Source organism: Flavobacterium sp. ZB4R12, assembly GCF_048276375.1.
In the GTDB taxonomy this organism is placed as follows: Bacteria; Bacteroidota; Bacteroidia; order Flavobacteriales; family Flavobacteriaceae; genus Flavobacterium; species Flavobacterium gawalongense.
The window spans coordinates 324,484-350,194 of record NZ_JBLNKS010000001.1; the positions used below are offsets into that span (position 1 = coordinate 324,484).

Below are 25,711 nucleotides of genomic sequence, written 5' to 3' on the forward strand. Positions count from 1 at the left end.
CATCTTGAAGTAACTGATGAGACTATGGCAGCAATGGCGTTGCACGGACAATCAGAATTAATCGAAAACAGCTATGTTCAGGCCTATGATGAGATCGTCAATAACACAGCATTTATTCAAGAAAATAATCAATTGATGTTTGCGCTTTTGGATAATTTGTTTAAATAAATCTAAATTACCCTTTAAAACAAAACCTAGTAAATCTAAAATCTACTAGGCTTTTTATTTTAACTATTAAACTGAATTCGATAATTAACTAATTGATTTTTAATTAAAATTATCCAGTAGGGATTATACCTGCAGATTAATGTATAGTTCCTAACGGAACAAAAATCATCGGGTTGCAATTTTTACTACCAATATAAAGTTCCTACGGAACAAAATAATAATCGAATTCAGGTAATTAAACAGTTGCAATGTTTTCTACGGCAATTCTCATCTCTTGAGCTGCGGCTACCATTTCAATCAAAGCCTTTTTGGTCTCGTCCCAATGACGGGTTTTTAAACCACAATCCGGATTTACCCAAAGTTGGTCTACAGGAATAACTGCCGAAGCTTTTTCTAATAATTTCACCATTTCGGAACTGGAAGGTACACGAGGCGAGTGAATGTCATACACGCCAGGTCCTATTTCGTTTGGATAATTGAAATCGGCAAAAGCATCCAGTAATTCCATTTGCGAACGCGAACATTCTATGGTGATTACATCGGCATCCATGTCAGCAATATTTTGAATGATGTCATTGAATTCGCTATAACACATGTGGGTATGAATCTGAGTGTCATCTTTTACGCCACTTGCCGAAATTCTAAACGCTTTTACAGCCCAATCCAAATAGGTTGCCCATTCTTCTTTTCGTAAAGGCAATCCTTCTCGAATGGCAGGTTCATCAATTTGGATAATCTTAATTCCCGCATTTTCTAAGTCAACCACTTCATCTCTAATTGCCAGTGCAATTTGTGTACAGGTTTCGGAACGCGGTTGGTCGTTACGGACAAAGGACCATTGCAAAATAGTAACGGGACCGGTAAGCATTCCTTTTACCCATTTTGGCGTAAGCGATTGTGCAAATTCAGCCCATTTCACAGTCATCGGATTTGGACGGGAAACATCACCATAAATAACGGGAGGTTTTACACAACGGCTACCATAACTTTGTACCCAACCGTTTTTGGTAAACGTAAATCCGTCTAATTGTTCTCCAAAATATTCGACCATGTCGTTGCGTTCAAATTCTCCGTGAACCAATACATCAATTCCTGTTTCTTCTTGAAAGCGAATCGTTTCTTCGGTTTCTTTTTGGAGCAAATCATCATATTGTTGTTGATTTAATTCTCCTTTTTTGAACTTCGCTCTCCAGCTGCGCACTTCGGTAGTTTGCGGGAAAGAACCAATAGTTGTAGTAGGAAATAAAGGAAGATTTAATACGTCTATTTGTTTTTTTCTACGAATGGAAAATGGATTTTGTCTTTGATCATCGCCGGTTGTAATGCTGGCAACACGATTTTTTACAGCATCATCATGGATTAATTTTGATGTTTTTCGGTTTTCATTGGCAATCGTATTTTCTTCAAAACGGATAGAATTACTGATGTCTATTACATTTGAGGCAAAATATTTAAGCAGCACTATTTCTTCTGTTTTTTGTTTGGCGAAAGCCAACCATTGCTTGATTTCAGGAGTTAGTGTTGCGTTGTTAGTTTCTAATTCCAAATCACATGGCGAGTGAATAAGGGAACACGATGGCGCAATCAGGATTCTGTTTTCGCCGAGTGCATTTGTCGCTTTCTTAATAAGGGCTAAAGATTTTTTGAAATCATTTTTCCAAATATTTCTTCCATCTACAACACCAAGTGATAGGTTTACATTACTGGACAATTGCCCTGATTCCAGAATATCATCCAATTGGGAATGACAACGAACCAAATCTAAATGCAAAGTATGAACGGGTAAAGCAAGAACAGTATCAAGATTCTCTCCAAAGCAATCAAAATAATTAGCAAGAATTAGTTTGATTTTTGGGAAACGTTTATTGATTTCATTATATACATAAGTGATTGCATTTCTTTCTTTATCGGTTAAATTCAAGGCTAAAAACGGTTCGTCAAATTGAATCCATTCTACTTTTTGATCCTCCAGTTTTTGCAAAATTTCAAAATACACCGGAAGCAATTTGTCGATAAGGTCTATTCTGTGGAAACCTTCTTCCTTTTCCTTTCCAAGAAGCAAATAAGTAACGGGTCCTATAAGTACCGGTTTAGTTGCAATCCCTAAATCATTGGCTTCTTTGAATTCGTCGATTATTTTTTCGGAGAATAATTTGAATTCTTGATCTTTGGTAAATTCCGGTACGATGTAATGGTAATTGGTGTCAAACCATTTTGTCATTTCCATGGCAACCACATCTTGTCCGTCTTTTTGCGAACCTCTGGCCATTGCAAAATACAAATCGATAGTGGAGTTTGTTTTGGCTAATCCTTGATAACGTTTGGGAATAACTCCCAAAGTAAGCGATAAATCGAGTACTTGATCGTAAAACGAAAAGTCGTTTGAAGGGATTAAATCGATTCCGGCTTCGGCTTGTAACTGCCAGTTTTGCTTGCGGATAGTTGCGCCTGCAGTTAAAAGTTCTTCTACGGAAATTTTTCCTGCCCAATACGATTCACAGGCTTTTTTTAATTCTCTGTTGCTACCAATTCTTGGATAACCTAGATTGTTTGTTTTCATTATATACAGTGTTTTTTACTAGGCAAAGTTATTGTATTGGATATTTAAACTTAACTTAGTCTATTATTTCAGTGAATAAAAGTATTATATAGGTATATGATAGGTTTTAGTTCTGAATGAAACTTTGAAAATGATTTTTAACAGTAAAAAATACTATGGAAAATATTGACAACATTGATTTGCAAATCTTAAAACACCTGCAAGAAAACTCGAATATCAATACTAAAGAGCTTGCCGGTAAATTATTTCTGACGGTTACACCAGTCTATGAACGTATAAAGAGATTGGAACGAGATGGCTATATTATGAAATATGTTGCCTTGTTAGATAAGAAAAAATTAAATCTTGGAATGACTGTTTTTTGTAATGTTCGGCTAAAGGAACATGCCAAAAATGTGGGAAGTAATTTTGTAAAAGATATTGTAGCCCTTCCTGAAATTATAGAATGTTACAATATAGCAGGGGATTATGATTTTATGCTGAAAATTTTGGTTGAAGATATGTCCAGTTACCAGGATTTTGTAATGAATAAATTATCGACTATTGAGAATATAGGCAATACTCAAAGTGTTTTTGTGATGGGAGAAATCAAGCACAGTACGGCATTAGCTATTTAACAGCGCGAAATTATTTTATTAATTTGGGGTTAAGAGATTTTTAATTGCTTAAGCAAGGCATTCGCTTTTAGAATTAACAGCTTTTAATCTGTAAGATGAATTAATTTTTTAAGTGGTTTTTATTTTAGAATCTACGTAAATCTGCGTGAAAATATAGGCACGCAGATTTAGCAGATCCAGCAGATTTTATAAAATTTGAATAATTGAAATAACAAATTTTTTAAAAGCGAATGCCCTGTTGCTTAAGAAAATCTTAAAATAAAATGTATTTTTGGTTCTTTTAAATCTGAAATCAAAATTCGTTAATCTGAAATCATAAATCATAATGAACTGGGAACAACTTTTATCACTAAGACGACAAGGCGACAAAGGCAAAAGATTGCGTGTAGAACAAGACGATACCCGTTTGGGTTTTGAAGTTGATTATGATCGTATTATCTTCTCGTCCGCTTTTAGAAGTTTACAGGATAAAACACAAGTTATTCCGTTGTCGAAAACTGATTTTGTACATACCAGATTAACACATAGTTTGGAAGTTTCAGTTGTGGGACGTTCATTAGGACGATTAGTTGGTAAAAAAATCATAGAAAAATACCCGCATTTGAAAGAGGTTCATGGGTATCATATGAATGATTTTGGGGCTATTGTTGCTGCAGCATCTTTAGCTCATGATATTGGTAATCCACCTTTTGGGCATTCTGGTGAAAAAGCGATTGGAGAATATTTTTCCATTGGGAAAGGACTGCAATACAAAGACCGGCTTACTGCAAAAGAATGGCAAGATCTAATTGATTTTGAAGGAAATGCCAATGGATTTTCAGTACTGACTGCAAGTCGTCCCGGAATCGAAGGCGGACTCCGAATTTCGTATGCGACTCTTGGTGCTTTTATGAAATATCCAAAAGAAAGTCTGCCGAAAAAACCAACCAAAGACATTGCCGATAAAAAATACGGTTTCTTTCAAACCGACAAAGCCTTTTTTCAAGATGTGGCTAATGATATGGGTTTAATTCCGAATAAATCAGGAGATAATATAGGTTTTGAAAGACATCCTTTAGCCTATTTAGTTGAAGCGGCAGATGATATTTGTTATACTATTATTGATTTTGAAGACGGTATCAATTTAGGTTTGGTTTCTGAGGATTTTGCCTTGGAATATTTGATAAAATTGGTAAAAGACAGCATTGATACTTCCAAATATAAGACTTTAGAAACCAAAGAAGACAGGATTAGCTATTTGCGAGCTTTGGCAATTGGGAGTTTAATAAATGATGCGGTTAAAGTTTTTATCGAAAATGAAGCATTAATTTTGGCTGGAAAATTTCCTTACGCTATAATGGACAAGAGTAAGTATAAAGCACAAATGGATGATATTATCAAAATCAGCGTTAAAAATATCTATCAAAGTCGGGAAGTAATAGAGAAAGAAATTGTGGGTTATCAGATTATTCAAACTTTGTTGGATAAATTTATAACAGCTTTTAACAATAAATTCAATGGAAATGCTTCCAATTATGATGCGCTAATTTTAAAAATGTTGCCGGAGAAGCATCATTTGGAAAAAGAAAATCTTTATGGGAGATTACTCCATATTTGTCATTATGTGTCTCTTTTGACTGATGGAAATGCACTCGAATTGTTCGAAACCATTAATGGCAGAAAAAAATCGTAACGGTTTAAAAAGCATACACTATTCCTACGCCTAACAGTTGTTTCAGTTGTATTTTTGCACCTTCGGTAACTTGTTTACCGTCAATTTCCTTTTTGGATTTTATATCATCATCATAAACTATTCGCGTGCCAATATTTGCTTTTACATATTGGTTTACGACTAAGTCCAATAATAAATCATAATCGACATCAACATTGCCAAAATTATTAATGTAATCAGAGTAAATACTTATGCGGTTTTCTATATTGACGTTTTTTAAAATTTCTTTTTTGTAAAGACTGGTCATTAAAAAACCAAGTTCTGTTTTTGATCTTTTACCTTCAGAAATTAAAATCCCGTTACTATCATAAATGGCTTTTGCTACACCAAAAGCACCTTGGTCGGCTAATCTTTGATCCAAAACTAAGGTTGTTTTAAAAGTAAACGGTGAGATATAGAATATTCTTTTTTTATCTTTATTTGCATTTTCAGCACCTACACCCATAAATGCGTATGCTGGGGCTAAAGGTTTTGAAATGGCAATTTCCTTGTTTGGGTAGGAATATCCATTTGTGAACTGTGTATTAAAATTGAATTTTGCGCTGTGATACCAATTGGTTATGGTGTCTTTTCTATAACCAAATGTGGAGTTAAATTGTAATGCATCATCGGATTTCCGTACTTCAATTCCGTCTTGTTTATTTAAACCATATCGAATAATAAGTTCGTTTACCCATTTGCGATTTTTTTTGGCATAAACTCTTGAAAAATCACCTTTAATCAATCCGGATATGGAACTTGTTCCCCCGGCACTCCAATTAACAAAAGCAATTTCAGAGAGGTAGAAACCTAAACTATTTTTTTTTGTCCAAGGAGATACAGTAATTATAGGGATTGGCGGGTGTATTTTTAATGCAACTGCTAAAGGTGTGAATGTAGTTACTTTTACAAGTGCTGTTGTAGGTGTAAGCCCAGCTATTATGGGTGTTGTTGATGTCTCTTGAGAAAAACTATTTATAGAAATTGTTAGTGAAAAGAAGAGTAAGGCGTGGGACAGTAATTTCATAAAAGCGTATTAAATTTAAGGGTGCAAAATAATTGTTTTAATAACTTGAAAAAAGTATTTCAAGACTTTTAACGTCAATTTTGCAATATTGTTGTAATTCGGTAACAGTTCCCTGTTCAATAAATTCATCAGGAATACCAAGAACGGTTATTTTTGAGGTATAATTATTCTCCGATGCAAACTCGAGAAAGGCACTTCCAAAACCGCCTTTGATAACGCCATCTTCTATTGTGATTATAGTTGCAAATTCAGTAAAAATGGAATGTAATGCGTTTTTATCTAATGGTTTAACAAAAGGAAAATCGTAATGTGCAATTGTTATTGGATGGGGCATTTTGGCTATAGCCAAAGTAACATTATTACCAATTGTTCCGTTGGATAAAACGGCTACTTTCGAACCTTCTTTAATACAAATACTTTTTCCAATTTCTATTTTTTCATACTTCCCAAGATGTTGAGTTTGCCAATCTGCAATAACACCACGACCACGTGGATAGCGAATGGCAATAGGGTGATTTAATCCCAATTGTGCTGTATATAGAATATTTTGTAAGGCTATTTCGTTCATCGGAGCATAAACAATCATATTGGGAATGCAACGTAAATAAGCCAAATCGAAAACACCGTGATGTGTTGCGCCATCTTCTCCTACTAATCCGGCTCTGTCTAAGCAAAAAATAACCGGTAGATTTTGTAAAGCCACATCATGAATCACCTGATCATAACCTCTTTGTAAAAAAGTAGAGTAAATATTGCAAAAAACAATCATGCCTTGTGTTGCCATTCCTGCTGCTAATGTAACTGCATGCTGTTCGGCAATTCCCACATCAATCGCCCGTTTTGGAAATGCATCCATCATAAATTTCAAGGAGCTTCCTGACGGCATTGCAGGCGTGATTCCAATAATTTTTTCGTTCTTTTTAGCTAAATCTAGTAGGGTCAAGCCAAATACATCTTGGTATTTTGGAGGTAAATTTTCTTCGGATTTTATATGGATTTCACCTGTGTTTGCGTCAAATTTCCCTGGGGCATGGTATTTTACCTGGTTGTCCTCGGCTTGTTGCAATCCTTTTCCTTTGGTAGTAATAATGTGAAGGAACTTAGGGCCTTTAATTTTTTGTAAACGCTTTAATTCCTTTATAACAGCAAAAATATCATGCCCGTCTATTGGTCCTGAATAATTAAAATTCAGGGACCTAATCATATTATTTTGCCTCGGGTTTTTTCCTTCTTTTACAGCAGTCAGGTATTTTTTCAATGCGCCTACGCTTGGATCAATACCGATGGCGTTATCATTGAGAATTACCAATAAATTAGCGTCAGTAACTCCAGCGTGATTTAGTCCTTCAAAAGCCATTCCTGAGGCGATAGAGGCATCTCCAATCACTGCTATGTGTTGTTTGTTATGATCGCCTTTTAAATTAGAAGCAATTGCCATTCCTAAAGCTGCCGAAATAGAAGTAGAGGAGTGGCCTACGCCAAAAGCATCGTAAATACTCTCACTTCTTTTTGGGAAACCGGAAATACCGCCCAATTGCCGATTGGTATGAAAATTTTCTCTTCTGCCCGTCAGTATTTTATGTCCATAGGCTTGATGGCCTACGTCCCAGATCAATAAATCGTTTGGTGTTTCAAAAACATAATGCAAAGCAATGGTCAATTCTACAACTCCAAGACTTGCGCCAAGATGTCCTTCTTTTACAGAGACGATATCGATAATGAAATCACGTAACTCTTGAGCGACTTGAGGAAGTTGGGCTTCGTCGAGCAGGCGTAAATCGGCTGGGTTATTTATGTTTGAAAGTAAATTATCTGACATAAAGCAAATGTACGAATTGAATTCTTATTTTTGTAACTATGATAAATCCTTTCACTGATGAATATTTTATGAAAAAAGCTTTGCAGGAAGCTGAAATGGCTTTTGAAAAAGATGAAATTCCTGTTGGAGCTATTATTGTCATTGATAATAAAGTGATTGCACGAGGTCATAATCTTACCGAAATGCTTGTTGACGTAACGGCTCATGCCGAAATGCAGGCTATTACTGCTGCTGCGAATTTTCTGGGAGGCAAATACTTAATCGGTTGTACACTTTATGTGACCTTAGAACCTTGTCAAATGTGCGCTGGCGCTTTGTATTGGAGTCAGATTTCTAAAATTGTTTTTGGTGCAACCGATGAAAATCGTGGTTTTACAAAAATGGGAACGCAATTGCATCCTAAAACTACTGTTGTAAAAGGAGTTTTGGCTGAGGAAGCTTCGGAGTTGATGAAGCGATTTTTTGTGGAGAGAAGAAAATAATTCTATTTATCCAAATTCCCTAGCCCAGATTACTTCGCTTAATTTCTATTTTTATTGGAGTTCAGCGGACTTTTTTTGAAGTAAAACACTTGTTTTCAGTCGTTTGGTATATAAGATTGCAACGTGTAGCTGGACACGAGCAAAGCGAACTGACGAAGTAAATAGCTCCTTATTTTTATTAGGATAAATTCTAAAAAAAGGCATAAAAAAACCGCCAATCTCACGAAAGGCGGTTTTTAGTTTTATTTGAATCTCAAACTGCCACTTATCAATTTCATAGAATCCTTACTAATTCCATTATTTGTTCCTAATATACCAAATTGAGAAATAGCTCCTTTTACTTCTTCAAAAATGGGGTTAGGATTTTTAATTCCGAAATGTTTGGCTAATACTGTCAAATGTTCCAAAGTTGGATTTTTACTTTCACCTGCAACGGTTGTACTGTGAAAACCATAAGACGAGTTGGAAAAAGTTAAATCATAAGCAGGTGCCAATTTCCAATGACCGTTTTTATCCATTAAAAAAGAAAAGTTTTTACTGTGGTCATCTCGGTTATGAGCTAAAACATTGAAAGTGGCTAATCGTAGGACTTTAATAAAAACATTAAAGTCTTTTTCTAATGTGAAAGCGCAATCCATAATATGTCCGTAATCTAAAGTGCTCATTCTGAAATTGTCATGCAATAATCCAGCTACAGAATGCAAATGAAGTTTTTCATTATGAATTCGGTCAAACCGTTTGCTTCCAAAGAAATACCTGCCTTTTTTACTTTTAAACAATCGAAATTCATTGACTTCGATTCCAGCAGCTTGCGCCATTTGATTGTAAGTATATTCAATTAAAGCAATGTCAGCTAAATCATTAGAAGATGGAAATTTTACTATCCAATGTTCAAAACCTTCCGGTAAATCAGATTTTCCATAAAGCAATTCTTTGGTATTTGGATTAAATCCAACCAATATTTTTGGCCTTGCACCGCCCGATGAACCGCCAAGTTTAAATAGTTCTTCAATTACATCTTCTGAAGTTCCGCTCAGAACGGTTTCAATTTCATTGGAAATCTGATCTAAATCTACCGCATTAAAATTAGTGTAGCTGTTTACATATTCAGGCTCGTAAGAAATCGCTCCAACACTGTTTTTATCTATGTAAGCCAATCGGTCTAACGGAGTAATATCGTCTAAATTGACTCCCATGGAGAGTAATTTTCTATCTAACAATAATCTGCCCCAACCATCAGGAATAGAATCTGAAAAAACACCAAAGAGCCCCTCAAAATGAGTTTCTTTTGGTGCTAAAATGGCATTGGACAATTTCATTTTAAAAGGGGAAATTTCTAATCCGCATAAAATAAAATCCGGATGGTATTTGAAATAGATTTTGCCTTGGTTTTCTGCCATAGTTCCAATTTCGGTTTTAGCATCATCCAGATTTAGAAATGCTTTTATTTTCTGGATTCTTTCCATAATTATCGGTTAAATAATTTTTCTATTTCTTTCAAATCCTCGTTGGTTTTAAAAACGGCATCAAAATCATCTAATCTGTCAAAAAGATGTGCCAGTCTAAGTAACGATGCTAAAGATATTTCTCCTGTGTGCTCAAATCTCTTAATACTTCCCAACGAAACTCCTGATTTATCTGCCAATTCTGATTGTGATACCTTTTTATCTTTCCTAATTTCCCGCAACCTTTCAGCTAGTTCCAATTGAACTTGCGAAGGTGTTTTGTTTATGGAATAATTTTTCATTTATAGCTAATATATTAGTCAAATATATAGTTTTTATGTATAAATAGCTAATATAATATCTAAAAATATTAGTCATAAAACCATGTACTAAGCCAGATTGCTTCACTATACTTTTATTTTTATAGGAGTTCAGTGAATTTTATTTGAAACGAATAATTGGACACGAGCGAAGCGAACTGACGAAGTAAATTGCTTCTGATTGCCTCGCTTCTTTCGCAATAATGCATAAAAAAACCGCCAATCTCACGAAAGGCGGTTTTTTATTCTGAATTTATTTCAGAATCTATTCTATAATAACATTTTCTTTTTTATCGTAGAAATGATATTCTAAATACGTGTAAGCGTCACGAGGTATGATTTTCACCCACTTTTTATGTTCAAGAAACCATTTTGAACGTAATGATGGAAAACCTTTGGTAAGGTATGCGGCCACAAATGGATGTACATTAAGTACCACTTCTTTGTGGTTTTTTAAAACTCTTTCTAAATCGGAAGCAATTTTATCAATGATTAATATCGGAGCTTCAATCTCCGCATTTTCATTGTTTGGATCTTCTTCTCTAGTTTTAATGTTTACTTCTGGTCTTACTCTTTGTCTTGTAATTTGAACTAATCCAAATTTGCTCGGAGGTAAGATTTTATGTTTTGCTTTATCATCGCTCATTTCTTCCCTTAGGAATTCGAACAAAACTTTACGATTTTCAGGATTTGACATATCGATAAAATCAACTACAATGATACCACCCATATCACGAAGACGCAATTGTCTTGCAATTTCAGCAGCGGCAATCATATTCACTTCCATGGCCGTATCTTCCTGGTTGGTAGCCTTATTAGAACGGTTTCCGCTATTGACGTCTATAACGTGCAAAGCTTCAGTGTGTTCGATAATAAGATAAGCCCCTTTACTCATGGATACTGTTTTTCCAAAAGAAGTTTTGATTTGTCTCTCTATGTTATATTTCTCAAAAATAGGCGTGTCATTTGATTGATAAAACTTAACAATTGATTGTTTTGAAGGTGCAATTTCTTGCAAATAATCCTTCGTTTGGTTGAACAACTCTTCATCATCAATTTGAATACCACTAAAGGTATCATTAAATACGTCTCTTAATATAGAAGAAGCTCTGTTGAGTTCTCCTAATACCTTGGACGGATGATGAGCAGTTGGTAATTTTTTACACATTGCAGTCCATCTGCTTAGCAGGTTCTGCAAATCTTTTTCTAATTCGGCTGTATTTTTGCCTTCGGCTACTGTGCGAACAATAACACCAAATCCTTTTGGTTTGATGGATTGTACCAATCGTTTCAATCGTTCTTTTTCCTTTTTGTCTTCTATTTTTTGAGAAATAGAAACGCGGTCAGAAAACGGAACTAAAACTATAAATCTTCCGGCAAGAGAAAGCTCAGCGCTTATTCTTGGACCTTTGGTAGATATAGGTTCTTTGACGACTTGTACTAAAATAGATTGATTAGCACTTATTACATCAGTAATAGTACCATCTTTATCTATCTCTTTTTCAAACTGAAAGGTTTTTAGGGAGAAATCTTTTAATTTACCTGCGCTTACAAGTTTTATGAATTTCAGTTGGGAAGATAAATTAGGGCCTAAATCGTGATAATGTAAAAAAGCATCTTTTTCGAAGCCTACATTTACAAAAGCAGCATTAAGTCCAGCAACGGGTTTCCTAATTTTGGCAATAAAAATATCACCTACTTGGAAGTTGCTTTTTTCTTCTTCTTTGTGTAATTCAATTAGTTTTCCATCTTTTAATAAGGCAAAATCTACTGCTTCAGAACTAGATCTAATGATTAATTCTTTATTCACGCTGTAAATTTTTTATCTATTCGCCGAGGCGAACAAATGGATTAAACAATATTTTAACAGGTATTGAACCCGGGGAAAATTAGCTGGCAGTTTGCAGTGTTAAGTACGCAGTTAACTGAATACTAAAAACGGAATACTGATTACTAACTTTCGATTTCAATGAACGTTTAAAAAGAAAAAGTAGTTTTAAAACTACTTTTTCTTTTTGTGACGGTTAGCTCTCGCTCTTTTTTTACGTTTGTGAGTCGCTACCTTATGTCTCTTTCTTTTTTTACCGCTTGGCATATCTTGAAGATTTATGATTAATTAATATATTATTTTGCTTCGTTGTTTATTTTCACTCCTTCAACAAAAACCTTTGCAGGCTTGAAGGCTGGAATGTTGTGTGCAGGAATTTTTATTGTTGTATTTTTAGAGATATTTCTACCTGTTTTCTCCGCTCTAGTTTTTACGATAAAACTTCCAAAACCTCTTAAATAAACATTGTCTCCAGTTTCTAATGAATTTTTTACTTCATTCATAAAAGTCTCTACAGTTGCTTGCACATCTCCTTTTTCAAGACCTAATTTTTCTGAAATTTTTGCTACGATATCTGCTTTCGTCATTTTCTTTCCTATTTATTATGTTGTACTATTTTTTTGAGTTTGCAAATATAGGAATTTAAAAAACAATTATTCAAGCTAATTCATTAAATTTTAATAACATAAACTTTTACTTTTGCCAACAAATAATTAAAACATGACTTTTTCTAACTTGTTAATACAATGGTATTTACGTAACAAGCGCGATTTGCCTTGGCGAAATACTACCAATCCTTATTCTATTTGGCTCTCGGAAATCATGTTGCAACAGACACGGGTTGCTCAAGGAATGCCTTATTTCCTGTCTTTTACAGCTGCGTTTCCTACTGTTTTTGATTTGGCGAAAGCCAATGAAGAACAAGTTTTGAAACTTTGGCAAGGCTTGGGATATTATTCTCGTGCCCGAAATTTGCACAAAACGGCTCAACATGTAGCGGATGAATTATCGGGAGTTTTCCCTACTACTTATAAGGACTTATTGAAATTAAAAGGAATTGGAGAATATACCGCAGCTGCAATTGCTTCTTTTTCTTACAATGAAGTGGTTCCTGTTGTTGATGGGAATGTATTTCGGGTTTTATCACGCTATTTTGATATAGAAACTAATATTGCTGCGGCTTCCGCCAAAAAGGAATTTGCTGCTCTGGCTTTTGAATTAATGCCGAAAGATAATCCAGCCATTTTTAATCAAGCCATCATGGAGTTTGGGGCTTTGCAATGTGTTCCTAAAAGTCCTAATTGCAGTATTTGTGTTTTTAACGGAAGTTGTGTCGCTTTGCAAAAAAACAAAGTTGATCAATTGCCTGTAAAGTCTAAGAAACTCAAAGTAAGGAATCGCTTTTTTAATTATTTAGTTCTTAATGATGAAAATAATAATACAATAATTCAAAAGCGAACTGACAAAGGAATTTGGCACAATTTGTATGAATTTCCTTTGATTGAAACCGAAAAGGAAGAAGACTTCGATTTTATTTCAACACAAATACAAAAAGATTTTGGGACTAATTATGAAATTATAAGTGTTGCTGAATGTAACGAAAAAAGCATCATTCATAAATTATCACACCAACATTTATATATCAAGTTTTGGAAAGTGAATATAAAAGGAGCCATCAAAAACGGAATAAACAGTACCGATTTGAAAATGTTTCCATTCCCAATTGTGATTCATAATTTTATTGAAAAGGATTTATAAAGTTTCTAAAAAAATGTATCTTTGGTAGAAATACAATTCTACTATATTATGAACGGAACGTTGAATAAAGTTATGCTGATAGGTCATCTTGGGGATGATGTCAAAATGCATTATTTTGATGGAGGAAATTGTATCGGTAGATTTCAATTGGCAACAAATGAGGTTTACATTAATAAAACAACCAACGAAAAAATCACTTCTACAGAGTGGCATAATTTGGTTGTGCGCAATAAAGCGGCCGAACTTTGTGAAAAGTACCTTTCAAAGGGAGATAAAATATATGTTGAAGGGCGATTAAAATCACGTCAGTGGCAAGCGGAAGACGGATCAACTAAATATACAACCGAAATTCAAGTGACCGAATTTACTTTTTTATCCACTAAGAAGGATAACGAGAATAACAAACAAAACCAAAATTCAGAATCCGTAAAAAACGCTAACTTTGACCCTCAAAACAACGGTTTGCCGGTCAATGATTTGCCGTTTTGATTGTTTAACTAATCTTTTTTAATTTGGATCCAGAGCCCAGTTTATTTTTTGCTTACGCCATAGACACTGACTTAGTGTTTGGTTTTGTCGGGATATTTGCCTTACTTTTTTGTTCTGCAATAGTTTCAGGAGCAGAAGTAGCATTATTTTCGTTGTCACAAAAAGACATTGACGAAACTTTGGAAGGAAATGCTTCAAAAGGAAAAATCATTTCTGAACTTTTAGAAAAACCAAAAAAGCTATTAGCGACACTTCTTGTTGCTAATAATTTCATCAACATTGGAGTTGTAATCTTATTTTCATTTGTTGGAAGAAATTTATTTGTCGCTATAACTTCACCTATTTTAAAATTCATTCTCGAAGTAATTGTAGTGACTTTTCTATTGTTGCTATTTGGAGAGGTTTTGCCAAAAGTGTATGCCAGCAGAAACAACATTAAGTTTGTTAAGTTGATTGCCTATCCCGTTGCGGGACTTGATAAATTACTTTCTCCAATAAGTTTGCCCATGCGCGCTGCCATTATCTATTTGCATAATAAATTAGGGAAACAAAAAACAAACTTCTCCGTCAATCAATTGTCTCAGGCGCTGGAACTGACAGCCTCAGATGAAACTTCTTCAGAAGAGCAAAAAATATTAGAAGGAATTGTGAGTTTTGGGAATACAGATACGAAGCAAGTTATGAGTCCCAGAATTGATATTTTTGCTTTAGAAATAGATGAAATTTTCTCAGTTATTTGCCCAAAAATTATAGAAAAAGGATATTCCAGAATTCCAGTTTATCGGGATAATATTGATCAAATAGAAGGCGTTTTGTTTGTGAAAGATTTATTGCCTCATATAAATACGAGTGAATTTGATTGGAAGTCATTATTGAGAGAACCGTTTTTTGTTCCTGAAAATAAAAAACTGGACAACTTGCTGAAAGATTTTCAAAGTATGAAAAGTCATTTGGCTATTGTTGTTGATGAATACGGCGGAACTTCCGGTTTGGTTTCTTTAGAAGATGTAATCGAAGAAATCGTTGGTGATATCAGTGATGAATTTGATGATGAAAATATTAATTTTTCTCAAATTGACGATAAAAATTATCTTTTTGAAGGGAAAATAAATCTCAAAGATTTCTACAGAATTATTGATGTAGATGAAGATTTATTCGAAATTAAAAAAGGGGAAGCCGAGACATTAGCCGGATTTATTCTTGAAATTTTAGGGAATTTTCCAAAAAAAGATCAAAAAATCTCATTTAAAAACTGTCTGTTCACGATAGAAGCGGTAGATAAAAAACGAATTAAACAAATAAAAGTAACGATTGATTAATTCCTCCCCCTAACCCCCTCCGAAGGAAGGGGAATCATTGCGGAATGTGTTTCTTTTGAAAAATAAAAGATTAAATAAATTTAGAATAAAAATGTTAAAAAAAATAATCACTTTTTCGATAATGGTATTGGTGTCATTCTTGAGTTTTAGTTGTAAAGACGATGTTGTGCCCAAACCATCAAGCTATTTGCGGTTGGATTATCCGGAAGCAAAATATGTAAATTTCGAAAACGAATGCCCATTTGCTTTCGAAATGAATTCGGATGCTGTTATTAAAGGGGAGAAAAATTGTGGGTTTACTATTTCGTATCCAAAAATGAAAGCCACTATTTATCTGACGTATAAACCGGTGAATAATGATATCGATAAATTATTGCGTGATGCTCAAAAGTTAACCTATGAGCATGTTATAAAAGCGGATGATATTCTGGAACAGCCGTATTTGAATCCCGGCAAAAAGGTGTACGGCATGTTTTATCAGGTTGATGGGAATGCGGCAACCAACTCACAATTTTATGCAACGGACAGTACCAAACATTTTGTAACGGGTTCCGTTTATTTCTATACAAAACCTAATTTTGACTCCATTATGCCGGCTGCAAGTTATATCAAAAACGATATGCAACGGTTGATGGAAACTTTGAAGTGGAAGTAATTTCATAAAAAAAGCATTCGCCACCAGACGAATGCTTTTTTTATGAAAATGTAAAAGTCGTATTTTACGACTTCATATTCGAAACAGTATATGTTTTACCATCTGCGGCGGCTTCTACAACTTTAGTTAATTTTTCTGGAGTTTGAATCGTTTTGTCAAAAGTTACGGTAGCTAATTTTGTATCAAAATCTACCGTTGCTTTTTGAACTCCTTCAAGTCCGGTCAAATCTTCTTGAATTGTTTTGGCACAACCTATAGCACACGACATTCCTTCTACTTTGAAACTCGCGGTTTGCAGATTGGCGGTTGCAATTTCTTTTTTAACTTTCGGTACAGTTGTTTCTGTTGAAGCCGTTGTCGTCGAAGTAGTTTCTACAGTGTTTTTTTTGCAACTTACAAACAAAAGACTGGCAAGTACTATAACTGCTATTGATTTTGTGAAATTCATTTTCATGGAGTTTAAATTAATTATCTAATAATCAGCCACAAAATTAATAAAAAAAAGGTACGGTATTTCATAAAATAATTACAATTTTGGGGCAAAATTATGTTTATGGATTCGAAACAATTGAAGTGGGTTTACTTGATGATTCTTGCCTTGGTTTGGGGAAGTTCATTTATATTGATAAAAAAAGGATTGGTCGGCTTAACTGCTTTACAATTAGGATCCTTGCGAATCATTTTTGCTGCGGTTTTTCTTTTGTTGATAGGTTTTAAAAGTTTAGCAAAAATCCCAAAAGAAAAATGGAAATATATTGCCTTAACTTCTATGTTTGGGACATTTATTCCAGCCTATCTTTTTGCAATTGCCCAAACCGAAATCGACAGTTCCGTAAGTTCGATCCTGAATTCCTTAACGCCTTTAAATACTTTAGTTTTGGGAACTTTGGCGTTTGGATTACAGTTTAGGCGAAATCAATTTTTTGGAGTGTTAATTGGCTTAATTGGAAGCGCTTTGTTGATTTTGAATGGCGCTATTCATCATCCGGAACAAAATTACTATTACGCTATTTTAGTTCTAATTGCTTCTGTTTGCTATGCTGTGAATGTCAATTTGTTAAAAAAATATTTGCATGATTTGAGTCCGTTGAGCATTACTACCGGTAATTTTGCTTTTCTGTTGTTACCAACAATAAGTATTTTATTTTTCTCTGGTTTTTTCGATGTAATCCATGTCGGTAAAGTGCAACATTCGGTTTTGTTTATCATGATTTTGGGAGTGGTGGGAACTGGAATTGCCAATATTCTTTTCTTTAAACTGATACAAATGTCTTCACCCGTTTTTGCCACTTCAGTAACGTATTTGATTCCTGTAGTTGCTTTCTTTTGGGGATTATTAGATAATGAAATGCTTACGCCGGTTCAATTTTTTGGTGCTTTTATTATTTTAATTGGAGTTTATTTGTCAGCCAAGAAATAGTGTTCAGTATTCAGATTACAGTATTCAGAAAGTTTGAAGTTGACATTGAAAATTGTTATTCTTTTATATGCTTGTCTGTAATTACACCTGATTTTTTTAGCCACAAATTACACGAATTTTCACTAATTTCTTTTTTACTATCTTCAAAAAATCTGTGTAAATCCGTTTTATCTGTGACATCCGTGTGCTATTTCAAATTTTAGGTGGTCATAAGGATAAGTATTTTCTTTTATTTGTAAACCGGCTTCTCTACTGGATTGCCATAATTATCAAAATAAAATATAGGGATTTTTAGTTTTTCCAATCCAGGAATCACTTCCGATCCTTTTCCTGCGATTATGATTCGGGTATTGTCTATAAGGAAATATTTGTTGGCGGCACGAAGAATATCATCTGGTGTTACGGCATTTATGGTTTTGATGTATTTTTCATAAAAATCAGCAGGGAGATCTTCGGTTTCTATGTTTAAGGCGTATCGTGCTATTGCTTGTGGTTTTTCTACTTGCATTACAAATCGTCCAATGTATCCGGCTTTTACGTTTTTAAGTAATTCTGCTGATACTTTTTCGGTTCTGATTTTTTTAATTTCTTTGATAAACTCTACAACGGCACTATCAGTAACGATACTTTTTACAGCAGAAGCTGCTCTCAATTTAGTTACGTATTTTCCAGTGCCAATGATTGCATTTGCACCATATGTCCAGCCGTGTTTTTCTCTTAAATTCATGTTTAAATAACTACTGTAATCTCCTCCAAGAATATAAGTGGCAATAACTGCGGGAAAAAAATCAGCATCGCTCATTTTTAAATTTACGGTATTCACCAATGAAATCTCCGATTGTACGGCATTGGGAACATCTACAAAATTGATTTGGGTAAACGGCACATTTTGCGGTGTGGCATACGTCAGTTTTGGCGTGCTTCTTTTTCCCCATGGACCAAAAAGTCTTTCAACAATAGGTTTTACATCATCATATTTAATATCTCCAATAATCACTAAATATCCATTTTCGGGCACAAAATAGGTTGAATAATTAGATTCAACATCAGCAAGTGTGACGTTTTTAAGTGTTTCCTCGGTCATGTATTCACCAGAAGGATGGTTTTTTCCAAAGGCAAGCGCATCAACGACTCTGTTAGCAATTGCAGGAACGCTTTTTTTCTGGGCTTTGAGCCCTTCTAATAATTTGGCTTTTTCTTTGTCGAATTCTTCTTGTGTGAATTTTGGATGTAATGCCCCGTAAGCCATAAGTTCTAAAACTCTTCCTGAATATTTGGAAAGAGAACTGGCGTATGCGCCTTGTGAACTAAAGTTGATATTGGCACCTAAAAAATCAATCTCTTCATTGAAGGCGTCCTTTGCGATTTTTACACTTCCGTTTCCTATCAGGTTATTGCATAATTCATCAACACCTTTTTTATTCCCTTCTGCAAATGGCGCATTGTCTAATGCAAGGTTGAAAGTTACTCGGGGTAATTTGTGATTTTCTACAATCATTATTTTCAAACCATTGTCTAAAATAAAGGTTTGTGGTTTTTTTATATTTACGACTGGAGAAACTCCGGGTTTGGGTTGTGGACGATTTTGTGCCTGCATGATTCCTGTTATGAACAAAATGAATAATAGAATAGTTGTTTTTTTCATGGTTGAAAATGTCTTAATTTCGAGCCTCTGCTTTTGAAGGAACATAATTCAAGATAAGTCTTTGATTTGGATTTAAATATTTGTTGGCTACATCTCTAATTTCTTCACGTGTTATGGAATGAAATAGATTAATCTCAGTATTAATTAAGTTGACATCACCATAAAGCAAATAGTAAGTCGCTAGATTTTCGGCGATTCCTTCTAAGGTTGCATTTTTGTTTACAAAGCGATTGTCAAACGTATTTTTTAATTTTTGAAAATTTTTCTCAGAAATCAATTCGGTCTGGATTTTTACAATTTCCTCGTCAATTTCTTTTATTAAATCGGCAGAAGTATGTGTTTCCATTGGTAAACCATACAAAATATACATGCCATAATCTTCCTGATTCAAACCAACAGCGTCTATTTGTAACGCCATTTTTTTATCATCAACGATTTTCTTGTATAATTTTGAGCTTTTTCCATCACTTAAATAGGACGAAATCAAATCCAAGACTCTGGCATCTCTTGTTTTCATCGAAGGAGTCCTATAAGTAGCCACAACCATTGGAATTTGAATATTTGGATCCTCGTATGTTGCTCTTATGGTTTGTGTAATCGGTTCTTCAACAAAAGTTTGTTTTTTTATTTCTTTCCCTTTTTGGATTGATCCAAAATAGTTCTGAATCCATTCTTTAGCTTTTGTTTTTTCGAAATCTCCTGCGACAACCAGTACGGCGTTGTTTGGAATATAAAACTTCTTATTAAAAGCTTGAAATTCTTCTAAAGTGGCAGCGTCTAAATGTTCCATCGAGCCAATAGTGGTCCAGCGATACGGATGGTTCTTGAATATATTTTCTTTTACGGCTCCAATAATGTTTCCATAGGGCTGATTATCAAAGCGACTTCTTTTTTCTTCTTTTATCACCCCGTTTTGAGTATCAACGCCAATTTTATTGATTACGGGATGCATTAGTCTTTCGGATTCCATCCAAAGTGCCAATTCTAAATTGTTAGAAGGAAATACTTCATAATAATAAGTGCGGTCATCAGAGGTGTTGGCATTATTTATTCCGCCATTCGAAGTGACGATTTTAAACCATTCGCCTCGTTTGATATTTTCGGTTCCTTCGAATAAAAGATGTTCGAAAAAATGGGCAAATCCTGTTCTGTCCGGTGTTTCGTCTTTAGAGCCTACATGATACATTACGGAGGTTACCACGACCGGTGCCGATGGATCATTGTGCAATATGACATGCATGCCATTGTCTAAATCATACTCTTCGAAAGCTATTTTTTGAGCCGAAGCTATTCCTCCCAGCATAAGCGCAGTACTTAACATTATTATTAATTTTTTCATACGGATTAATACATTTCTATTTGCAATAGATAAAAACGAAAAATATTTCTACTTCAAAAATACCTTTTTTTAGTCATGATTGTCTGATGATTTAAAATTTCGGTTAATTTTAACAAATTTTGATTGGATTAATGTTGTTTTAAGAGTGGATAAACTGTTGAAAGACAAAGTTTGAAATAGGCAAAGTATTTTTTTACTTAAGGGATTGCAGGATAAATATTTAATCGTATATTTGCAACCTTAAAAATTATTAAAACAATTCAGTATGTATGCAATCGTAGAGATAGCAGGGCAACAGTTCAAAGTAAGCAAAGACTTAAAGGTTTATGTTCACCGTTTGACTAATGAAGAAGGTTCAAAAATTTCTTTTGACAAAGTTCTTTTATTAGACGACAATGGAACAATCACTTTAGGCGCCCCAGCTATAGAAGGTGCTTCAGTAGAAGCTAAAGTGTTACAACACTTAAAAGGAGATAAAGTTATCGTTTTCAAAAAGAAAAGAAGAAAAGGATACAAAAAGAGAAACGGTCACAGACAATATCTTACTCAAATTGTAATTGAAGGTATTACTGGTGTTGGTGCTAAAAAAGCAGCTCCTAAGAAAGCAGCAGTTGAAGCAACTACAGAAGAAGTAGAAGCTCCTAAGAAAAAAGTAGCTAAAGCTAAAAAAGAAGATACACAAGAATAATAACAAAATAAAACTAATACGTCATGGCTCACAAGAAAGGTGTCGGTAGTTCTAAGAATGGTAGAGAATCAGAATCAAAACGTTTAGGTGTTAAGATTTTTGGTGGTCAAGCTGCTATTGCTGGGAACATCATCGTAAGACAAAGAGGTTCAAAACATAATCCAGGTGAAAACGTTTACATCAGTAAAGATCACACGCTACACGCAAGAGTAGATGGAGTTGTTAAGTTCCAAAAGAAAAGAGATAATAAATCATACGTTTCTATCCTTCCATTTGAAGTTGAAGCATAATTACTGCGATTTATATTATTACAAAACCCGTTGCTTAGGCTAACGGGTTTTTTGTTTTCCTCACCCCAATCCCGAAGCCTCGGGACTCTCCGAAGGAGAGGGAGCCAAAAGGGAAATGAAAGGTTTTTATATTTAATCCGTTTAGTTTTTTAGAATAAATTATTGATTGGTTGTTGTCGTAGTTATCATAGTAGAAATGCACTGCAGTGCATCTCTACATTGGAATTTCTTTACACAATAATATGGATTTGTAATATGTACTCGTTAAGATTTACATTTTTATTTTAATATTATAAATAATTACAACTTTCTTACCGTTACAGTTTTTTAGATTGTAAATCTGCAAAATCGAACTAGAGACATATTCCGCCAAAGAAATGTATTTATATTTTAGCGGTCAAAATCCGCTTGAACTGACAGGAGTTGTGGCTAAGGTATTCGCGTGTTTGGATGAAAAAACGGTGACTGCAAAAAAATAATAATTTATGATAATTAGGAATTAAATTCCTTAATATCTGGTAAATTATAAATAGTGCTAACTTTATATTTACTTCTTTCTTGATTTTCCACACCTCCATATATCAGATGTAAGTTTGTTTTTTCGTTTAAGGATTTAAAAAAATCAAGCCCTTTAAAAAAGTTTTGATTGATTGTTTTTCCTGATTTTATTTCAATCGCATCCAGTTGCATTCCTGATTCTATAATTACATCTACTTCGTTCTGGGAGTGATCTCTCCAAAAGAAAAATTTCGCATTAGCAGAACTATTAATAGCATTTTTTTGCAATTCAGAAATCACTAAATTCTCAAATATAGCACCTTTGGCAAAATGAGATTCTAAATCATTTTCGTTACGAATCCCCAATAAATAAGATAATAATCCAGTGTCGTAAAAATATATTTTAGGGGTTTTAATGATTCTTTTATTAAAGTTGGAATGATATGGTTGTAATCTAAAAGCAATAAAAGAAGTTTCTAATAATGAAAACCAAGAATTAATAGTCTTGTTATCCAAACCCAATTCGTTTCCTAAACTACTTTGATTAAATAGCTGCCCTGCTCTTCCAGCTATTAATTGTATGAATTTTTGAAACAAGTCTAAATTTGTTATGTTTTTAAGCAAACGAACATCTCGTTCTATATACGTTTTTATATAATTTCCATAATAATCTGTTGCACTAATGTCTTGAATTATTTTCCTCGGATAGCAACCCGATATAGCATAGCTTTCCCATGTTTTTGGAGTATAAATGCTGTTTTTTAATTCACTGTAAGATAAAGGTAAAAGCGAAAAAATGGCAACCCTTCCTGCCAGTGATTGTGCTATTTGCTCCATCATAAGGAAGTTTTGCGAACCTGTAATAATATACTCTCCATTATTATTTCTTTCATCGGTTACGACTTGCAAATAAGAAAATAAACTGGGTACATTTTGAATTTCGTCAATAATAACTCCGTTTTTATACGTTTCTAAAAACCCGATTGGATCCGTTTTGGCAAATTCTCTGTCCGATAAATTTTCTAAATTCACATATTTATAGTTGGGCTTCAGTATTTTGGACAAGGTCGTTTTGCCAGATTGTCTGGGGCCTGTAATGGCAATAATTGGAAATTTTTCTATTAATTCCGAAATTTTTATGGTAAGTGCTCTTGGTATCATCTTGTAAAATTAGGAATTTAATTCCTAATTTTACAAATTTTAAAAATAAAAATAACAAGATTCGATTTTGATGAAGTATATTCATTCAAACGAATCTAACCGTTTAGCGTTACCATTTTTGGTGGTCAAGCTGCTATTGCTGGGAACATCATCGTAAGACAAAGAGGTTCAAAACATAATCCAGGTGAAAACGTTTACATTAGTAAAGATCACACACTACACGCAGGAGTTGATGGAGTTGTTAAGTTCCAAAAGAAAAGAGATAATAAATCTTATGTTTCTATCCTTCCATTTGAAGTTGAAGCATAATTGATTTTCTCAATTATTAAAAAAACCCGTTTCGTGAGAAGAGGGTTTTTTGTTGGTATGTCGGGCATGGTCTTTTTCTAGCAGAGTGCAAGTCTCTGTACACGCCGAGTTGATAGGAAGTGTTAGCAATTGGCAAGGGTGTCTATCGTGAGGTAGAATCTGAAAGAAGCCATCAGCAAAAGTGAGGTTCTGACGAACAGAAATCTAATATAAGGCTGACTTGGAGGGGGGCAAGCGAGCCATAGATTGCGAAAGCCCAAAATTCAAACGTAACTCCATACAGTAAATTAGGCGGAACCCACGGAAAGAAAACGAGCCTTATCCCGAGAGGTCTTCAAAGTTGTTCCAAAGGAACTATGTTTATAGTGATATGAACAAATGAGTTTGAAGAAGTCAGCAGAGGACATAGTAAGCAAGGCGTTAACACCTTGGATGAAGGTCTGAATCTTTAGATTTAAGGAGCAGTTAGTTAGAAATTCAGCTTATGAAGCGACAGCAAGGTATAGCATATCAGACAGAATTGTTTCCTCTCAATGGAGACAATTCGAATGCTGCACGCCATTCTGAGAATTGTGAAACCGTAAGCGGAGCAAGCGAAAGAAAGGAGTCGCAAGTAAGAGGAGCAGGACAACAAGAACGAGCCTTAGCAAATTGCAATTTAATGCAAGTAATTTGCGCTACGACAAACATACGTAGTGTTTACAAGCGGGTAAAGCAGAACAAGGGCGTTGCAGGAATTGACCAAATGGCAGTTGGAGGCTTTGCGGACTGGTTCAAGGTTGAAGGAGAAAATCTCGTCAAATCCTTGCAGTTAGGAACGTATCAACCCATGGCGGTCAAACTTGTAGAAATCCCCAAACCCAATGGAGGAACTCGCATGCTGGGAATACCCACGGTAACGGATAGGATAATACAGCAAGCCATTGCTCAAGTATTATCTCAAATCTACGACCCAACATTTTCAGAGCATAGTTACGGTTTTCGAGAAAAACGCAATGCACATCAAGCCTTGAAGAAAGCAAGTGAATACGTAGAAGAAGGGAGAAATAAGGTTGTTGATGTTGACCTTAAAACATTCTTCGACTTAGTAAATCACGACAGATTAATGTATGAACTATCAACAAGAATTGGAGATAGGATTCTATTGAAGCTAATACGTAAATATCTTCAGACCGGAATGATGAAAGGCGGAATCGTTAGCCAACGCTTAGAGGGTACGCCACAAGGGAGTCCATTATCCCCATTATTATCAAACATAGTTTTGGATGAATTGGACAAGGAATTGGAAAAACGGGGGGCATAAATTTGTTCGCTATGCAGACGATTGTAATATCTTCGTACAAAGCCAAGAGGCGGGAGAGCGGGTAATGCAATCGGTAAGTAACTTTATCGAAAACAAACTAAAACTTGTTGTAAACAAAGACAAGAGCAAAGCCTGTGATGTAAATCAAACCAAATTTTTGGGATACACAATCCAAAAAGGAGGGGGCTTAAGTATCTCAAAGCAAAATCAAAAACGCTTCAAAGAGAAAATTCGACTAATCACCAAACGCAATCGAGGAAGAAGTTTTGAGCAAGTTGTTTCGGAACTAAACCCAGTATTGCGTGGATGGTTGCAGTATTTTCAATATGCAAGCTGCTCAAAATTAATGCAAAACTTAGAGGGTTGGATACGAAGAAAACTTCGATGCTACCGAATAAAACAATGCAAGAGGGTATTTACGTTTCAACAATTTCTAGAGAAATTGGGTGTAAAGAAATGGAGCGCTTGGTTGATAGCGAAGTCTGGAAAAGGACACTGGCGAAAGTCAGGAAGTCCACAAGTACAACATGCAATGAATAACAAATGGTTTGAAGAACAAGGCTTGTATAACCTTGCATGGCATTACGAGAGGTTCAAAAGTCTAAAGAAACCGCCGTGTGCGAGAGCATGCACGGTGGTGGGAGAGGGCGGGGGAGTAATCCCCCTACCTACTCGATTGCGCTACGCATACCATAATATCTATAGGGTGTAAGTCCCGAACGAGCCTGCCAATGGGAATCGTTAGCCGAGAGCAAGGGTGTTGAGGGCGATCTCAAATCTGAAGGAAGCTGGAGGTAAAACTGTGATTGAACGAACAGAAACATAATGGAAGGCTTACTCTGTGGGTTAGTGGGCAACAGACCGCAAAGCCTTATAGTTGG

General features: G+C 34.8%; 24 protein-coding genes and 2 pseudogenes. 14 read left to right on the forward strand and 12 right to left on the reverse strand.

Going from position 1 to position 25,711, the window contains the following annotated elements:
- Nucleotides 1-24 precede the first annotated feature (24 nt).
- Nucleotides 25-168 (forward strand): hypothetical protein, encoded by a 144-nt coding sequence (locus tag ACNO7W_RS01335; protein ID WP_417936717.1) that lies wholly within the window; start codon nt 25-27, stop codon nt 166-168.
- 235 nt (nt 169-403) lie between these two features.
- Here the strand turns inward: ACNO7W_RS01335 and metE are convergent, their stop codons facing one another.
- On the reverse strand, nt 404-2,728 hold the full coding sequence (gene metE, locus ACNO7W_RS01340; protein ID WP_417936718.1) for a 5-methyltetrahydropteroyltriglutamate--homocysteine S-methyltransferase: 2,325 nt from the start codon (nt 2,726-2,728) through the stop codon (nt 404-406).
- A 155-nt stretch (nt 2,729-2,883) separates the two neighbouring features.
- Here metE and ACNO7W_RS01345 point away from each other — a divergent pair, with 155 nt between their 5' ends.
- Both ACNO7W_RS01345 and dgt read left to right on the forward strand, forming a co-directional pair.
- Nucleotides 2,884-3,345 carry an Lrp/AsnC family transcriptional regulator gene (locus ACNO7W_RS01345; protein WP_143387530.1) on the forward strand — a complete coding sequence of 154 codons (462 nt, stop codon included), beginning with the start codon at nt 2,884-2,886 and terminating at the stop codon, nt 3,343-3,345.
- 325 nt (nt 3,346-3,670) lie between these two features.
- Nucleotides 3,671-5,017: a dGTP triphosphohydrolase gene (dgt, locus tag ACNO7W_RS01350; protein ID WP_417936719.1), complete on the forward strand. Its 1,347-nt coding sequence runs from the start codon at nt 3,671-3,673 to the stop codon at nt 5,015-5,017.
- A 4-nt stretch (nt 5,018-5,021) separates the two neighbouring features.
- Here dgt and ACNO7W_RS01355 read toward each other — a convergent pair whose 3' ends face one another.
- On the reverse strand, nt 5,022-6,062 hold the full coding sequence (locus ACNO7W_RS01355; protein WP_417936720.1) for a DUF3078 domain-containing protein: 1,041 nt from the start codon (nt 6,060-6,062) through the stop codon (nt 5,022-5,024).
- A gap of 37 nt (nt 6,063-6,099) precedes the next feature.
- The gene (locus tag ACNO7W_RS01360) at nt 6,100-7,881 is read right to left on the reverse strand and encodes a 1-deoxy-D-xylulose-5-phosphate synthase (protein WP_417936721.1); all 1,782 of its coding nucleotides are present in this window, start codon (nt 7,879-7,881) and stop codon (nt 6,100-6,102) included.
- A gap of 38 nt (nt 7,882-7,919) precedes the next feature.
- On the opposite strand from ACNO7W_RS01360, the gene ACNO7W_RS01365 reads away from it, so the two are divergent.
- Nucleotides 7,920-8,363, forward strand: a complete 444-nt coding sequence (locus ACNO7W_RS01365) for a nucleoside deaminase (protein ID WP_417936722.1) — start codon at nt 7,920-7,922, stop codon at nt 8,361-8,363.
- A gap of 242 nt (nt 8,364-8,605) precedes the next feature.
- On the opposite strand, the gene ACNO7W_RS01370 is transcribed toward ACNO7W_RS01365, so the two are convergent.
- From ACNO7W_RS01370 to ACNO7W_RS01385, 4 genes are all read right to left on the reverse strand, one after another.
- Entirely contained in the window at nt 8,606-9,829 is a 1,224-nt protein-coding gene (locus ACNO7W_RS01370; RefSeq protein ID WP_417936723.1) for a type II toxin-antitoxin system HipA family toxin, read from the reverse strand.
- 2 nt (nt 9,830-9,831) lie between these two features.
- Nucleotides 9,832-10,110 (reverse strand): helix-turn-helix domain-containing protein, encoded by a 279-nt coding sequence (locus ACNO7W_RS01375; protein ID WP_143387521.1) that lies wholly within the window; start codon nt 10,108-10,110, stop codon nt 9,832-9,834.
- A gap of 283 nt (nt 10,111-10,393) precedes the next feature.
- Nucleotides 10,394-11,938, reverse strand: a complete 1,545-nt coding sequence (locus ACNO7W_RS01380; protein WP_417936724.1) for an Rne/Rng family ribonuclease — start codon at nt 11,936-11,938, stop codon at nt 10,394-10,396.
- Between the two features lie 314 nt (nt 11,939-12,252).
- Nucleotides 12,253-12,543, reverse strand: coding sequence for an HU family DNA-binding protein (locus ACNO7W_RS01385; RefSeq protein ID WP_016989051.1), 291 nt, complete (start codon nt 12,541-12,543; stop codon nt 12,253-12,255).
- A gap of 133 nt (nt 12,544-12,676) precedes the next feature.
- Here ACNO7W_RS01385 and mutY point away from each other — a divergent pair, with 133 nt between their 5' ends.
- The 4 genes from mutY to gldD all read left to right on the forward strand — a co-directional run bounded on the left by mutY (nt 12,677) and on the right by gldD (nt 16,177).
- Nucleotides 12,677-13,714, forward strand: coding sequence for an A/G-specific adenine glycosylase (gene mutY / locus ACNO7W_RS01390; protein ID WP_417936725.1), 1,038 nt, complete (start codon nt 12,677-12,679; stop codon nt 13,712-13,714).
- 48 nt (nt 13,715-13,762) lie between these two features.
- Nucleotides 13,763-14,203, forward strand: a complete 441-nt coding sequence (locus tag ACNO7W_RS01395) for a single-stranded DNA-binding protein (protein WP_143386061.1) — start codon at nt 13,763-13,765, stop codon at nt 14,201-14,203.
- A 23-nt stretch (nt 14,204-14,226) separates the two neighbouring features.
- Nucleotides 14,227-15,522, forward strand: coding sequence for a gliding motility-associated protein GldE (locus ACNO7W_RS01400; RefSeq protein WP_417936726.1), 1,296 nt, complete (start codon nt 14,227-14,229; stop codon nt 15,520-15,522).
- Between the two features lie 91 nt (nt 15,523-15,613).
- A complete protein-coding gene (gene gldD, locus ACNO7W_RS01405) occupies nt 15,614-16,177 on the forward strand; it encodes a gliding motility lipoprotein GldD (RefSeq protein WP_143385902.1) in 564 nt (187 codons plus the stop codon).
- Nucleotides 16,178-16,241: 64 nt separating this feature from the next.
- On the opposite strand, the gene ACNO7W_RS01410 is transcribed toward gldD, so the two are convergent.
- Complete coding sequence (locus tag ACNO7W_RS01410) at nt 16,242-16,625, reverse strand: heavy-metal-associated domain-containing protein (RefSeq protein WP_143385903.1); 384 nt, start codon at nt 16,623-16,625, stop codon at nt 16,242-16,244.
- Nucleotides 16,626-16,730: 105 nt separating this feature from the next.
- On the opposite strand from ACNO7W_RS01410, the gene ACNO7W_RS01415 reads away from it, so the two are divergent.
- Nucleotides 16,731-17,597: a DMT family transporter gene (locus ACNO7W_RS01415; protein WP_143385904.1), complete on the forward strand. Its 867-nt coding sequence runs from the start codon at nt 16,731-16,733 to the stop codon at nt 17,595-17,597.
- Nucleotides 17,598-17,826: 229 nt separating this feature from the next.
- Here ACNO7W_RS01415 and ACNO7W_RS01420 read toward each other — a convergent pair whose 3' ends face one another.
- The gene (locus ACNO7W_RS01420) at nt 17,827-19,242 is read right to left on the reverse strand and encodes a M16 family metallopeptidase (RefSeq protein WP_417936727.1); all 1,416 of its coding nucleotides are present in this window, start codon (nt 19,240-19,242) and stop codon (nt 17,827-17,829) included.
- 13 nt (nt 19,243-19,255) lie between these two features.
- On the reverse strand, nt 19,256-20,581 hold the full coding sequence (locus ACNO7W_RS01425; RefSeq protein ID WP_417936728.1) for a M16 family metallopeptidase: 1,326 nt from the start codon (nt 20,579-20,581) through the stop codon (nt 19,256-19,258).
- A 265-nt stretch (nt 20,582-20,846) separates the two neighbouring features.
- On the opposite strand from ACNO7W_RS01425, the gene rplU reads away from it, so the two are divergent.
- Nucleotides 20,847-21,269 (forward strand): 50S ribosomal protein L21, encoded by a 423-nt coding sequence (gene rplU / locus ACNO7W_RS01430; protein WP_417936729.1) that lies wholly within the window; start codon nt 20,847-20,849, stop codon nt 21,267-21,269.
- A gap of 23 nt (nt 21,270-21,292) precedes the next feature.
- Nucleotides 21,293-21,559 (forward strand): 50S ribosomal protein L27, encoded by a 267-nt coding sequence (gene rpmA / locus ACNO7W_RS01435; protein WP_026709571.1) that lies wholly within the window; start codon nt 21,293-21,295, stop codon nt 21,557-21,559.
- A gap of 492 nt (nt 21,560-22,051) precedes the next feature.
- Here rpmA and ACNO7W_RS01440 read toward each other — a convergent pair whose 3' ends face one another.
- The gene (locus ACNO7W_RS01440) at nt 22,052-23,218 is read right to left on the reverse strand and encodes an ATP-binding protein (RefSeq protein ID WP_417936730.1); all 1,167 of its coding nucleotides are present in this window, start codon (nt 23,216-23,218) and stop codon (nt 22,052-22,054) included.
- A gap of 108 nt (nt 23,219-23,326) precedes the next feature.
- Between ACNO7W_RS01440 and ACNO7W_RS01445 the strand changes: the two are divergent.
- A pseudogene (locus ACNO7W_RS01445) lies at nt 23,327-23,527 on the forward strand (50S ribosomal protein L27); the annotation flags it as partial.
- Nucleotides 23,528-24,037: 510 nt separating this feature from the next.
- Here ACNO7W_RS01445 and ACNO7W_RS01450 read toward each other — a convergent pair.
- Entirely contained in the window at nt 24,038-24,217 is a 180-nt protein-coding gene (locus ACNO7W_RS01450) for a hypothetical protein (protein WP_417936731.1), read from the reverse strand.
- A gap of 187 nt (nt 24,218-24,404) precedes the next feature.
- Here ACNO7W_RS01450 and ACNO7W_RS01455 point away from each other — a divergent pair.
- Both ACNO7W_RS01455 and ACNO7W_RS01460 read left to right on the forward strand, forming a co-directional pair.
- Nucleotides 24,405-24,942, forward strand: a pseudogene (locus ACNO7W_RS01455) (reverse transcriptase domain-containing protein); the annotation flags it as partial.
- Nucleotides 24,943-24,987: 45 nt separating this feature from the next.
- Nucleotides 24,988-25,542, forward strand: a complete 555-nt coding sequence (locus ACNO7W_RS01460) for a group II intron maturase-specific domain-containing protein (RefSeq protein WP_417936733.1) — start codon at nt 24,988-24,990, stop codon at nt 25,540-25,542.
- The last annotated feature ends 169 nt before the right edge of the window (nt 25,543-25,711 follow it).